The sequence below is a fragment of the Flavobacterium sp. GSP6 genome, from assembly GCF_003984855.1.
Taxonomy (GTDB): Bacteria; Bacteroidota; Bacteroidia; order Flavobacteriales; family Flavobacteriaceae; genus Flavobacterium.
Genome location: NZ_RYDO01000009.1, coordinates 1 through 14,823, shown reverse-complemented (window position 1 = coordinate 14,823; position 14,823 = coordinate 1). Strand labels below are relative to the sequence as shown.

Below are 14,823 nucleotides of genomic sequence, written 5' to 3'. Positions count from 1 at the left end.
TCATGTTTGAAAAGAACTATTTTCAGCATTTTAGAGGCCATTCTTTTTTTATTTAAGAGTAGTTTTCAATCGAACAATCCCAATAGATATTGGGATTGTCAGTAAGCCTAGCAAGGCTTGGGTTCAAATGATAGAATTAACTACAAGTTCTAGCAAATGTTAGTTTACGGAGACTAAATTTTCAGTAGTGACCACAAGAGTCTTGCCATTTACCACAATTTCCAATTCTTTATCTCCAAGAATTGTAAATGAAGTCTCTTTATGATTGATCGCTACTTTCAGAATTTGATTTCTAAAGTTGATTTTAAACGAATAGCCTTTCCATTGTTTTGGGATTTTTGGAGAAAAATGAAGCGTATCATCTTTAACTCTCATTCCGCCAAAACCTTCTACGATACTCATCCAGGTTCCGGCCATTGATGTTATATGACACCCTTCTTCGACCTCTTTATTGTAATCATCAAGATCCAGACGTGACGTTCTCAAATAGAACGAGTACGCCATGTCCATTTTGTCTAATAAAGCGGCTTGAATCGAGTGTACGCAGGGCGAAAGGGAGCTCTCATGAACCGTAAAGGATTCATAAAATTCAAAATTGTTTTTCAGTTCTTCTTTCGAAAAATGATCTTCAAAGAAATAAAAACACTGTAAAACATCGGCTTGTTTGATGTATGGCGAACGCAAAATTCTATCCCAAGACCATTTCTGATTGATGGGTCTTTGGCTTTTATCCAAATCAACTACACGAACCAATTCTTTGTCCAAGAAACCGTCTTGTTGCAAGTACACATTATGTTCTTCCGAAAAAGGGAAGTACATATTGTCCGAAATTTTTTTCCAAGACTGTAATTCGGAATCGGAGATTTTTACCTTTTCGGTAATTCTTTTGTGATCCGAAGGATATTCCAGCGATACTTTCTGAATTTGTTCGTAGGTATATTCCAGACACCATTTTGCAATATAATTGGTGTAAAAATTATTGTTTACGTTGTTCTCATATTCGTTTGGACCCGTAACGCCAAGAATTACATATTGGTTTAAATTAGTCGAAAAATTCGCTCTTTGATGCCAGAAACGAGCAATTCCTATTAATACTTCCAGTCCTTTTTCAGGAATATAACTGTAATCGCCAGTGTATCTGTAAAAGTTATAAATGGCAAAAGCGATAGCTCCGTTTCTATGAATTTCTTCAAAAGTAATTTCCCATTCGTTATGACATTCCTCGCCGTTCATCGTCACCATTGGATACAAAGCTGCTCCGTTAGTAAATCCTAATTTAGTAGCGTTTTCAATGGCTTTATCCAATTGATTGTAACGGTACGTCAATAAATTCCGAGCCACTTCCTGATCTTTGGTCGCCATGTAAAACGGAATGCAGTACGCTTCCGTATCCCAATAGGTAGAACCTCCGTATTTCTCTCCGGTGAAACCTTTTGGACCAATATTCAATCGGGAATCTTTGCCTAAATAGGTTTGGTTTAATTGGAAAATATTGAAACGAATTCCTTGTTGTGCCTTAACATCGCCATCAATTGTAATGTCTGACATTTCCCAAATTTTTGCCCAAGCATCAATCTGGTCCTGCAACATTTGGTCATAGCCTACTGCTAAAGCGGATTGAATCACTTTTTCGGCAGCAGTAATGGTATTTTCATGGTTTAAAGAAACCGTATATCCGCCAATTTTTTGGATCGATGATTTTTGACCCTGTCCCACAATTACATCATAACTAAACTGAATTTTATCAGCAGTTGCATCAATATTAGAAGGAGAAATTCCCGTTTTTTCACCACTAGTAAAAATGCTATTTTGCATGAAAGTGGTTACTTTGAAATGTGTTTTGAAGGTTTGTGCCGTTACAAAAGCTTCATTTCCTGATTTTTTTACATCAAGCGGTTCCCAGAATTTTTCTTCCCAGTTCGCATCTTCATTGGTTACACCAGCATCAATGTAAGGTTTGTAAACGATTTTTGAATCTTTGTTCAAAGGGGTAATTTCATAATTGATAACCCCAACTTCATCCAACACGATTGAAAGAAAACGACGAATACTAACTGCGATTTCGGTTCCGTTTTTTAAAGTGGCTTCAAAAGAGCGGTGGTACCAACCTTCTTTCATGTTCAGCTCCCGACGAAAGTTTTTGACTTCAGCACAGGTATTCAAATCTAATTTTTCTCCATTGATTTCAATATCAATTCCAATCCAGTTTGGTGCATTCAAAACTTTAGCAAAGTATTCTGGATACCCGTTTTTCCACCAGCCCACTTTGGTTTTATCCGGATAATAAATTCCCGCAATATAACTTCCCTGAAATGTTTCACCAGTATAATTTTCTTCAAAATTAGCCCGTTGTCCCATAGCACCGTTGCCAATGCTGAACAGACTTTCAGATGATTTTACACACTCGGCATCAAATCCTTCTTCTATGATAGACCAATTGTCTGGTTTTATATAATCTTGATTCATTTTTTATAATTTAAAAATTCAAAGATTAAAAATTCAAAAATTATTGTGATACACAAATAACATTATCCTTTTTACTTTTTTGAATTTGTTTCGTTATTTGTTAATTAATTCTTCTATGAATTGGGTATCGATAGCTATAAAATCGTTGAAGATATATTTTGCTTCGTGCAAAGTAGTTGCTTCCCCAATTCCTATGCTGGTCATATTACCAATATTCGCCGCTTGAACTCCTGCGACTGAATCTTCAAAAACAATTGAATCTTCTGGTTTTATTTTTAATAATTTAGCGGCCATTAAGAATACTTCCGGATCGGGTTTCGCATTGGTCACATCATTTCCGTCTACAACAGCGTCAAAATAAGAGAGTAGTCCTGTTTTCTCCAGAATTGGTCTGGCGTTTTTACTGGCTGAACCCAATGCGATGGGTTGGTTGTTTTGTTTTAAAAATTTTAAAATTTCAAAAACTCCCGGAAGAATCTCACTTTCATTCATATCCACTAAATAAGATAAGTATTCCTCGTTTTTTTGGACTAACCATTGGTCTTTGTCTTCTTGTGAGGCGGTTACTTTTCCTAGTTCTAATATAATATCCAAAGAGCGCACCCGGCTGACTCCTTTTAGTAATTCGTTGTGTTCCAGTGTAAATTCGATATTTAATTCATTTGCAATTTTTTGCCACGCTAAATAATGGTATTTAGCCGTGTCTACAATCACTCCGTCTAGGTCGAATATAAATGCTTTTGTATTCATTGATTATTGTTTTATTAGGTCATCAACATCTTGTACTTTAACTACTAAAATAGCAGCAATCAAAAAGCTGACACCACTAGTGACTAATGCAAATATGGCATTGTCATGGTATACATATTTAACTAATGGTCCGCCAATTAAGGCATTAATAATTTGGGGAATAACGACAAAGAAGTTGAAAATACCCATGTAAACTCCCATTTTCATTGGGGAGATTGATCCGGCTAATATGGCATACGGCATAGATAGAATACTAGCCCAAGCAATACCCACTGCAACCATAGAAAGAATAAGCCAGTTTTCGTTAGGGACAAAATAGATCGAAATTAATCCAAGGCCACCAATAATAAGGGATAGGGAATGGGTTAATTTTCTTCCGATTTTTTTTGCGATATAAGGCAACGCAAAAGCATAGAAAGCAGAAACCAAATTGTAAATACCAAACAACACGCCAACCCAGTCTCCTGCATTTTGATACGCCTCACTTTTGCTGTCCGAAATAGGTAAACCATAAATATGATGGGCTATGGCCGGAGTGGTAAAAACCCACATTCCAAACAAACCAAACCAAGAGAAAAATTGTACCCAGCTCAATTGCCGCATCGTGGTAGGCATTTTTCTGAAATCATCAAAAATGTCCAGTACGCTGGATTCTTTAGCATTGGCATCAGCCACTTTGGTTTTCTGATGCGCCATTTCGTCTTCAAATTGGGCTAGCTCTTCCGGAGAATATTCTTTGGTAGAAAAAATGGAAACCAGGATAGAACCTATAAGTATAACAGCTCCTATTACAAAAGATAAAATCAAATGCATGGGAACACCGCCATCTTCATCTCTATTGGAAACGCCAAACCAATTCGTCAAAACATAAGGCAGCCAAGAACCAATCACGGCACCGAAACCAATTAAGGCGGTTTGTACGCTAAATCCAAGTGTTCTTTGATCCGTTCTTAAATTGTCGCCTACTAAAGCCCTGAAAGGTTCCATAGCAATATTGAAAGAGGCATCCATAATCATCAACATTCCGGCACCTACCCATAAGGCAGGCAAAAGAGCAATGAAAATTTCGGCTTGCGGCATTAATATTAAGCCAATGGAGGCCAACAAAGCACCCACTAAAAAGAAGGGTTTTCGTCTTCCAAATTTCCCCCACGTTTTATCACTGTAATGGCCTATGATGGGCTGTACAATAAGTCCCATCAACGGGGCAATGATCCAAAACCAGGATAGTTCGTGCACATCAGCACCAAAAATCTGAAGAATTCTGCTGGCATTAGCATTTTGCAGTGCAAAACCCATCTGTATTCCCAGAAATCCGAAACTCATGTTCCAAATTTGCCAGAAACTTAATCTACGCTTTTCCATTATCGTAATTTATAAATTAATACGATAAGCGATATGCTTATCAAAACTTGTCTTATTTTCGAAGTAAAAGTGAGGCTTTGATGGGGTAAATATAAAAATATATTTTAAACTTTTGTTTTTCAGATACAAATAAAAAGGAACATTTTTCACTACAAGGTTGTAGTACTGAATATAATACAGCTGTTTTAAAAATTAGTCACAGTTTTCAGTCGCAGTTTTATGAAGGCAACTGAAAACGTATAATATCTAATGTGTAGATTCTCTTTCTATCAGATGCGTTTCAATTACTTCAGTTTTGTAATTTTCATCTTCTTCATCTTCCTCAGATTCAAGTCTTTCAATCAGCATTTTTGCCGCTTTATTTCCCATTTTGATACCATTCTGACTTACAGTAGTAATAGTAGGTGTAGAATATTTAGAAATGATACCATCAGTAAAGGCAATAACGGCTAAGTCTTTAGGAACATTTAATCCTATTTTATTGGCAGTTTTAATTATCGTTACTGCAAAAAGTTCGTTTACTGCAAAGACGGCATCAATGGCTTTGTCTTCTAATAGTTTTCCAATGGTGATTTCGCAGGTATCAACATCTTCAATTTTGATAATAAGATTTTCATTGAAGGGGATGTCATTGTCCAGTAATGCTTTGATATAACCATCTGTGCGAAGTTTACCCACACTCACATAATCAACAGTGGTAACTAAGGCGATTTTTTTCCGTCCTTTATCAATCAAGCTCTGAACGGCTTCATAGGCTGCAGATTGATCGTCTATAATGACTTTGTCGCAAAGGATATCGTTCGTAACTCTGTCAAACATGACTACAGGCATTCCCTGATTGATGACTTCTGTAATGTGGTGAAAATCGCCTTTGAATTGGGTTTCTTTAGACAGTGACATAATGAATCCGTCAATACTGCCGTTAGCGAGCATTTCCATATTCAGGACTTCTTTATCAAAGGAATCGTCTGAGAGGCAAATGAGTACGCTATACCCGTTTTCATTGGCCACTTGTTCAATTCCATTGATGACAGTGGAGAAGAAATGATGCACAATTTCCGGGATGATAATTCCAATGGTTTTTGTTTTTCTGTTTTTTAGGCTCAGCGCAATGTTATTGGGTTTGTAATTGTAAAATTTGGCGAAAGCTTGTACTTTAAGTCTGGTTTCCTCGCCTATTTCTGGACTGTTCCGTAATGACTTAGAAACGGTAGAAATAGAAACGTCTAATTCTTTGGCAATTTGTTTAAGCGTTATTTTCCTTTTCATGTGGAGAGGGAGTAAAATTTTATTTCGTAATAAAGATAAAATTTAATTTTACAAATGGTAATTAAACGGGTTAAAATTTAAATAAAACAAAAAGTTTTCAACACTATTACGTTTTCGTAACCCAATTAAAAAGGGCTCTTGTCGGGCGTGCAAAAATTTACATAAATTTAACATTCGAAGTAATAGTTACGCTTAAAAATTCAAGGAAAATTCAATTAAATTAAAGAAAATGTATGAAAACAATTTATAAAAAGTTGTTGATTTTAGTACTGCTGCTCCCTTTTAGTGTTCTGGCTCAGAATATTGTTGGCGGAACCGTTCTTGATAAAGTGTCAGGAGAGCCAATTCCGGGAGTAAACATAAATGTACAGGGTACAAATAATGGTGTTTCTACTGATTTTGATGGTAAATATCAGTTGTCTAATGTAAAAAGAGGGGATAAAATTGTGTTCTCTTATATTGGTTACACCAATACGGTCGTGACTTATGTTGCTCAAAATTCATTAAACGTGTCTTTAGAAGAAGATGCCAATCAATTAAAAGAAGTGGTGATCCAAGTGGGTTACGGGACTGTTAAGAAAAAAGATGCTACAGGAGCGGTAACCGTGCTGACTTCCAAAGATTTTAATAAAGGACCTGTTACTTCTGCAGATCAAATGATAACAGGGAAAGTAGCTGGTTTGCAGGTTATTAATGGAGGAGGTTCTCCAGGTGAAGGTGCAACTATCAGAATTAGAAGTGGCTCTTCACTATCTGCTAATAACGATCCGTTGTATGTTATTGATGGTGTACCGGTTGCTGCTGGTGGCGTAGAAGGAAGTAGAAATCCTTTGAGTACTATTAATCAAAATAATATTGAATCGATTACGGTTTTGAAAGATGCTTCGGCAACTGCTATCTACGGATCTCGTGCTTCGAATGGGGTAATTATAATTACTACCAAAAAAGGTAAAGCAGGGGAAATGCAAATTAATTATAATGCAAACTTCCAGGTTTCTGAAATCACGAATAAAGTAGATGCTTTATCAAGTACACAATTCAGAGATTTTGTAACGGCTAACGGAAATGCTGCTCAAATCGCGTTGATGGGTGCTGCTGATACAGATTGGCAGGATGAAATATTCAGAACAGCTATTGGTACAGATCATAATATTGCCCTAAGCGGTGGTTCTGATAATATAGTGTACAGAGCCTCTGTGGGATATGCTAATTTGAATGGTATCTTAAAAAGAGATAACATGGAGCGTACTACAATGTCTGCTGGTATAACCGGAAACTTCTTTGACGATCATTTAAAGATAGAATTGAATAATAATACGTCTCTGATTAATAGTAATTATAGTAATCGTGGTGCTATTGGTTCAGCCATTCGTTTTGATCCAACACAAGCGGTAAGAAATCCTGACGGAACCTTTTTTCAATGGTATACGTCTCCAACTGAAATCAACCAATTGGCAGGCAGAAACCCATTGTCTCAAATCGAACAACAAAACAGTTTTGGAACAGCGTACAGAAGCATTGGAAATATTCAAACCGAATATAAAATGCATTTTTTACCAGAATTAAAAGCAGTAGCTAATTTTGGATACGATCAATTAACAGGACGTTCATTTGGTAATACAGAAGCTAATTTTTTGAATGGACTTTCCGGTTCCGGTTTCAAGAATACGTATGAAAAAACCCAATCACGTTTCAATAAATTGATGGATTTGTACTTGAATTACAACAAAAAAGTAGAATCGATCAATACCGTTTTTGATGTTACTGGAGGGTATTCCTACCAAGATTTCAGAGAGACTTTTTACTCTTCCAATTTTAATTTTCAGAGTAATAACACTACGGTAGATCCTAATTTCCCGTCCCGTATCAACTTGCAGTCTTTCTTTGCAAGAACAAATATTAATATCGCCGATAAGTATTTAGTGACTTTGTCCTATAGACGTGATGGTACTTCAAGATTTACAGAATCAAATCGTTGGGCTAATTTCCCTGCCGTTGCTTTGGCTTGGAAACTGAACGAAGAAAACTTTTTGAAAGACGTAAGTAGTATTTCTACCTTAAAAATCCGTGGGGGTTGGGGTATTACCGGACAACAGGATATTGGAATAAGTTATCCTTCTATTCCGTTGTATTTAGCCTCTAATACTGCTGCTCAATACCCGTTTGGAAGTCAGTTTTACACCACTTACAGACCACAGCCGTACAACAGTAATTTGAAATGGGAACAAACCACCACTGTGAATGCAGGGTTGGATTTTGGATTTTTGAACAATAGAATCAATGGTAGTGTTGATTTGTACAAAAGAACAACAGAAGATTTATTATTGTACACACAAAATCCATCTTTCTTCGGGTTTTCAAATTTTGACAATTATAACGTAGGAACAATTGAAAATAGGGGGATTGAGATTGCTGCAGAAGTAATCCCATTTCGTTCTGATGATTTTGAATGGAGAATTGGCGGAAACGTAACCTTTCAAGAGTCTAAAATCACTAAGCTGACTACTACACTTCCTAATACGCCAGGAATTAATGTTGGAGGCTATGAAGGTGCTACCGGAAATTTTATTCAAAATCACCAAGTGGGTTATGCACCAAGTTCTTTTTACGTGTATGAGCAAGCGTATGGTGTAAACGGAAAACCTTTAGATGGGGTGTATGTTGACAGAAATCAAGATGGAATAATATCAGAGTTGGATAAATACCGTTTTCATAAACCGGCAGCAGATGTTTTTTACGGGTTTAACACTAGTGTGACCTACAAAAATTTTGACATGGGAATGAACTGGAGAGGATCATGGGGTAATTACAATTACAACAATGTGGATTCCAGTAAAGGATCTTTCAATAATATTTTGATCAGAAACACAGATTTGTCAAACGGAGTTGAAAATGTTTTGGAAACAGGTTTCAGATCTAATGACACCAAACGTTTCGAATCCGATTATTACATTCAAGATGCCTCTTTTGTAAGATTAGACAACGTAAGTGTTGGCTATACTTTCAATCAAAAAGAGAATACGTCTTCATTAGTTAAATTGACATTATCAGCACAAAATGTTTTGATCATTACTAATTATGAAGGATTAGATCCAGAAATTTCTGGAGGTATAGATGGAAATTTATACCCACGACCAATTACTTTCACGTTAGGTTTAAACGTTAATTTTTAATACAAATAGTAAGAAAAATGAAAAAGATACAAATAAAATTATTGGGTATTTCTTTGTTACTGTGCGTGATGGTATTCTCATCGTGTACAGATGATTTGAGCCAAGCCCCGGCAAGTAGTGTTGCAGTTCCGGGAGAACAGTTTTTTAGCACCCCGGAATCGTACAAACAAAATCTGGCCAAGTTATACGCAGGATTTGCTACTTCAGGGCAAACTGCAGCTGGTTCTCCAGATATCTCCGGAATTGATGAAGGGGAAAGTCAATACATCAGAGGGATCTGGTTGATGCAGGAATTAACAACAGATGAAGCTGTTATTGCCTGGAATGACGGAACAATAAAAGACCTTCATTCACAAACATGGACTTCTTTAGACCGTTTTATCACGGCTACATTTGCTCGATTTTCTTTTCAAATTGTAAACTGTAATGAGTTTTTAAGACAAACTACGGATGCTAAATTAGCCTCCAGAGGTCTTGATGCCGCTTTGATAGCAAAGATTAAAACCTACAGAGCAGAAGCGCGTTTTATTAGAGCATTCACCTATTGGCACTTGATTGATATGTTTGGCGGAGGTTCTTTGGTTACTGAAGATTCCCCAACGAGTTTTTACTACCCGGAATATGCGTCAAGAGCAGAATTATACAAATTTGTGGATGCCGAATTAACAGCAATTATTCCAGAATTGAAAGCGCCAAAATCAAATGAGGCGTATCGTGTGGATCAAGCTGCTGCCTGGATGTTACAAGCTAAGTTATACATGAATGCTAAAGTATATATTGGTACTGATAATTATGCAGGAGCATTGCCTTTGATTACTAAAGTAATAGGATCAGGGTATACTTTACACAACAATTATAACCAATTGTTTTTTGCGGATAATGATAGAAACGGAGCTCAAAACGAATTCATTTTTGCAATTGCTTTTGATGGACTAAGAACGCAAACGTATGGTGGGACTACTTTCTTGACGCATGCACCAGTTGGTGGTACTATGAAGGCTTCTGAATTTGGAATCAATGGTGGTTGGGCTGGTATCAGAACAACATCAGCATTTGTAAATAAGTTTAGTGAAAATACTACAGACGCAAGAGGTCAATTTTATACCGATGGACAAACTAAAGAAATTGCTGATATTGGTACATTTACTGATGGATACGCAATTCAGAAATTTAGAAATGTGACCGTAAACGGAGTTCAGGGCTCAGATAAATCAGGAGACTTTTCTGACTCTGATTTTCCAATGTTCCGTTTAGCCGATGCGTATTTAATGTATGCTGAATGTGCGGTAGTTGGTAAAGTAGGAGATCTAGGAACTGCCAGAGGATATGTAAATGCTTTAAGAACCAGAGCGAATGCTTCAACGATAAGCGCTCTTACTGCGGATGCTGCAGGTGCTAACCTGATTCTAGACGAGCGAGCAAAAGAACTGCACTGGGAAGGACACCGAAGAACGGATTTAATTCGTTTTGGTAAATTTACAGGCGGTAGTTATGTGTGGCCTTGGAAAGGAAATGTAGCGGGTGGTGCGCCAACGCAAGCATTTAAAAATTTATTTCCTATTCCTGCTACAGCATTAGCATCAAACAATAAATTGAAACAAAACCCTGGGTATTAATAAAATTTAAATAATAAATAAAAAATGAAAAATATAACTAAATCAGTAATTGCCTTATTCGCAGTTCTTACCTTGTCTTGTAGCGTAGAGGATGTAGAAGACAGACCAGTAATTCAAGGAGTGGATACTCCTGAATTAGTGGCGCCTGAAAATGATAAATCATACGTTTTACTAGAAGAAAATGCGGAAGATGTTATAGAACGTTTTGTGTGGACCAAAGCAACTTATGCTGGTAATGTAGAGATTGGGTACAAACTTTTGATGGATGTTAAAGGAGGAAATTTTACAAAAGCAATTGAATTAGGAGGAACTTCTGGAGCAACTCAAATTGAAGTAACTGTAAAAACATTGAATCAAGCAGTAATTCAATTGGGAGGAACACCTGATCAACTGGGTTCTTATGATGTCAAAGTAGTTTCTAGTTTAGCAGGAATTGAAAAAATGATGTCTAAAACTCCACTGACTATTTTAGTTAATGCGTACACTGGATTAATTCCTTACGCATTTAAAGACTGGTATTTTGTAGGCGACGCAACTGCTTCAGGATGGAACAATAATAATAAAAACCAACCTTTATTCAGAAGCGGAACAAACCCAAGTTTGTATCAATTTACTGGATTTTTCAAAGCGGGTGCATTCAAATTAATTTCTACACTTGGACAATGGGCTCCAATGTATGGTAAAGGAGATAATGGTGCTATTGTGGCTAGACCTACAGAAGCTGATCCAGATCCAGCATCTTTTACTATTGCAACGGAAGGCTATTATACTTTTACAATGAATACTGAAACATTAAAATACACTTTAGTGACGTATAATGCAGCTGCTGCTAAAACTTTCACTACCGTAGGTATCATTGGAGATAGCACACCATTAAAATGGGATGCTTCAACAGCATTAACCCAATCTACGTTCAATTCTCATGTTTGGTCATTAAATTTGTTGCCATTAAATGATGGTAAAGCTAAATTTAGAGCAAATAATGCATGGGACGTAAGTTGGGGTGGAAACACTGCTTTTTCAGGATTCCCAAATAACGGAACAAGTGGAGGTGACCTACCGGTTGCAAAATCTAAATACAAAATCTATTTTAATGATTTAGATGGTAGTTATTTAATGATTCCTAATCAAGGATAATTTATTTCAAAAATTTTTAAGGGCTATCTATGGGTAGCCCTTTTTTTTAGTTTTTAATTTAATTAATACTTAGCCATGAAAAAAAATCTACTTTTATTAATTTTACTTATAACCTCTATAAGTTATTCCCAATTTACAACTACGCCATCACCTGCAATTGCAAGTAGTGCAGTTACTCTTAATTTTAACAAAACAGGAACGCCACTCGCCAGTTATACAGGTACAATATATGCGCATATTGGTTTAACTGTTAATGGCACAAGATGGCAAAACGTGAAAGGGAGTTGGGGTAATAATTCCACACAACCCGCATTAACATTGGTTTCAGGAACTACTTATAAATTGGATCTTACTCCGGATTTGTATGCTTATTTTGGGATTCCAAATACGAGCTCTATTACAGAAATTTGTGTAGTCTTAAGAAATGATGCCGGAAATATGCAGACTGCTGATACTTTTTTTAATGTTGGAGCTTTTCAGGCAACTTTAACTTCTCCAGCAGAAAACAGCTCGACAATTATTGCATCTGGTGGCAGTTTGAATATTTCAGCTTCTAATACAGGCGGAAATGCCAGTTATGTTTTGAAGGCAAACGGAACAACTTTAAACATAAATACAGCTGCTTCCAGTTATACTTTTAATCACACAAATATCACCGGAAATCAAATCTATGAGTTGGAAGTTACTCAAGGAACTACTGTTATTACTAAAAAATTCAGTGTGATTGTAAATACGGGAACGATAAGTGCCGCGATGGCTAATGGTTTGTTAGACGGAATTAATTACAATACTGGTGATGCGACAAAAGCAACTTTAGTGTTGGATGCACCTTTAAAAGATTTTATTTATGTAGCAGGGAGTTTTAATAACTGGCAGCCAACATCAGCGCACTCTATGAAAAAAGACCCAACCAGCGGTAAATTTTGGTTAGAATTAACCGGATTGGTCTCGGGGACAAATTACATGTATCAATATTGGGTGGGGGACGCAACTCCCTTGGCCGGTTCGCCTGGTTTAGTAAAAACTGCGGATCCTTATTCCACTTTGGTTTTATCTCCTTTTGATGATCCAGGGATTTCATCTGTAAATTATCCAAATCTTCCGGTATATCCCGTTGGTCAGGAACGTGAAGTAACCGTTTTGCAAACCGGGAAAGCTGCTTACGCTTGGAGTAGCGCCACTACAAACTTTGTTAAACCAGCTAAAGAAAAATTAGTAGTTTATGAATTGTTAGTGCGTGATTTTGATGCCAATAAAAGCTATCAGGACTTGATTAATAAAATCGATTATTTCAAAAATTTGAAGATAAATGCGATTGAATTAATGCCAGTAATGGAGTTTGAAGGTAATGAAAGTTGGGGTTACAATACCTCTTTTCACATGGCTTTGGATAAATTCTATGGCACTTCGGATAAATTGAAAGAGTTTATTGATTTATGCCATCAAAACGGAATTGCTGTTATTCTTGATGTGGCGCTAAATCACGCTTTTGGTAGAAACCCAATGCTTCGCATGTGGATGAATGATCCTGACGGCAATGGTTGGGGCTCGCCTTCCACTGAAAATCCTTATTTTAATACAACAGCGATGCACAGTTATAGTGTGGGGGAAGATTTTAATCATCAACAGCCCAGAACACAAAATTATGTACAACGGGTCATTAAACAATGGGTTGAAGAATATAAAATTGACGGTTTCCGTTGGGATTTAACCAAAGGTTTTACACAAAATTGTCCAGCGAACGTAGCTGGCGGGCAAGAAAATTGTACCGGCAGTTTACAACAAGATAGAATAGATGTATTGAAAAAATATGCCGATTATTCTTGGAATTTAGATCCAAATCACTACGTTATTTTCGAACATTTGGGTGGTAATGAGGAAGAACAACAATGGGCTAATTACAGGTTGAATGAAACGCTAAGTAAAGGCGTGATGATGTGGGGAATCATGACTTTTGACTATAACAATCTTACAAAAGGGTATGCAGGTAATATTTCAAGAATGAGTTCATCAAGCCGAGGATTTACTGCACACCGATTGATGGGCTATGCAGAGAGTCATGATGAGGAGCGCTTAATGTACAATAATGTGCAAGCAGGAAACAATACTACTGCGGACCATAATGTACGAACCCTTACTGTAGCTTTATCCAGAATGTCTGCATTAGGAGCTGTTTCTTTATTGGTTCCAGGGCCAAAAATGATTTGGCAATTTGGAGAATTAGGATGGAATTCTTCTATTTTTACCTGCAATAATGGAACTGTGAACTCTCCTTCTGATGGTACATCCGGGGATTGTAAATTAGACACTAAGCCACAGCCACAATGGACGGGTAGTTGGCTTGGAGATACCAACAGAAGCATAATTTACGACGACTGGGCAAAAATGATTACGATGAAGACCGAAGAACCTGTGTTTTTAGGAACTGTAACAATCAATAATAGCAGTTCGTTATTACCGAATATCAAAATTACCAACAGTGCACTAGCATCAACACAACTGAAAGATGTATTGATTGTAGCTAATTTTGATGTGACGCCAAAAAATGCTCCTTCCGGGTTTCCATACACCGGAACATGGTACAATTTGATGGACAATACATCTATTAATGTAATCAGTACCTCAGTTGCAATTACTTTGAAACCGGGAGAATTTAAAATCTATGGGAATAAAACAGCATCATTGGCAATAGCGGATTACGAAAAATCACCAACGATTGTGTTGTATCCAAATCCGGCATCTGATTATTTTACATTGAATGAAACAACGGCTAAGGTGCAGGTGTTTTCTATCACGGGACAATTGCTAAAAAGTTTTGATACCAATAAAACGGCAGGATCTCAATTTTCGGTTAGTGATTTGAATCAAGGACTTTACATCGTAAAAACATTTGATGAAAATAATGAAATGAAAGTATTGAAACTGTTGAAAAATTAAGAATACCTTGAAGATTGAAAAGGCTGTCCATAATGAACTGCCCCCAAATAATTAGACATTATCTGGGGGTATTTTTATGGAAAGAAAAGTCAGTTACAATTATGAATTTA

At 36.7% G+C, this 14,823-nt stretch carries 8 protein-coding genes; 4 read left to right on the top strand and 4 right to left on the bottom strand.

The window, feature by feature from the left end:
- Positions 1 to 159: 159 nt before the first annotated feature.
- From EKM03_RS10185 to EKM03_RS10170, 4 genes are all read right to left on the bottom strand, one after another.
- Positions 160 to 2,466: a glycoside hydrolase family 65 protein gene (locus EKM03_RS10185; RefSeq protein ID WP_126740339.1), complete on the bottom strand. Its 2,307-nt coding sequence runs from the start codon at positions 2,464 to 2,466 to the stop codon at positions 160 to 162.
- A 93-nt stretch (positions 2,467 to 2,559) separates the two neighbouring features.
- Positions 2,560 to 3,216, bottom strand: a complete 657-nt coding sequence (gene pgmB, locus EKM03_RS10180; RefSeq protein WP_126740337.1) for a beta-phosphoglucomutase — start codon at positions 3,214 to 3,216, stop codon at positions 2,560 to 2,562.
- Between the two features lie 3 nt (positions 3,217 to 3,219).
- A complete protein-coding gene (locus EKM03_RS10175) occupies positions 3,220 to 4,581 on the bottom strand; it encodes an MFS transporter (protein ID WP_126458348.1) in 1,362 nt (453 codons plus the stop codon).
- A 246-nt stretch (positions 4,582 to 4,827) separates the two neighbouring features.
- The gene (locus EKM03_RS10170; protein WP_126515124.1) at positions 4,828 to 5,850 is read right to left on the bottom strand and encodes a LacI family DNA-binding transcriptional regulator; all 1,023 of its coding nucleotides are present in this window, start codon (positions 5,848 to 5,850) and stop codon (positions 4,828 to 4,830) included.
- Between the two features lie 233 nt (positions 5,851 to 6,083).
- Here EKM03_RS10170 and EKM03_RS10165 point away from each other — a divergent pair, with 233 nt between their 5' ends.
- The 4 genes from EKM03_RS10165 (at position 6,084) to EKM03_RS10150 (ending at position 14,713) form a co-directional block, all read left to right on the top strand.
- On the top strand, positions 6,084 to 9,023 hold the full coding sequence (locus EKM03_RS10165) for a TonB-dependent receptor (protein WP_126576932.1): 2,940 nt from the start codon (positions 6,084 to 6,086) through the stop codon (positions 9,021 to 9,023).
- Between the two features lie 17 nt (positions 9,024 to 9,040).
- Positions 9,041 to 10,639 (top strand): RagB/SusD family nutrient uptake outer membrane protein, encoded by a 1,599-nt coding sequence (locus EKM03_RS10160; protein WP_126458356.1) that lies wholly within the window; start codon positions 9,041 to 9,043, stop codon positions 10,637 to 10,639.
- Positions 10,640 to 10,663: 24 nt separating this feature from the next.
- Positions 10,664 to 11,776 carry a SusE domain-containing protein gene (locus EKM03_RS10155; protein WP_126458358.1) on the top strand — a complete coding sequence of 371 codons (1,113 nt, stop codon included), beginning with the start codon at positions 10,664 to 10,666 and terminating at the stop codon, positions 11,774 to 11,776.
- A 75-nt stretch (positions 11,777 to 11,851) separates the two neighbouring features.
- Positions 11,852 to 14,713, top strand: a complete 2,862-nt coding sequence (locus EKM03_RS10150; protein WP_126740335.1) for an alpha-amylase family glycosyl hydrolase — start codon at positions 11,852 to 11,854, stop codon at positions 14,711 to 14,713.
- Positions 14,714 to 14,823 lie beyond the last annotated feature (110 nt).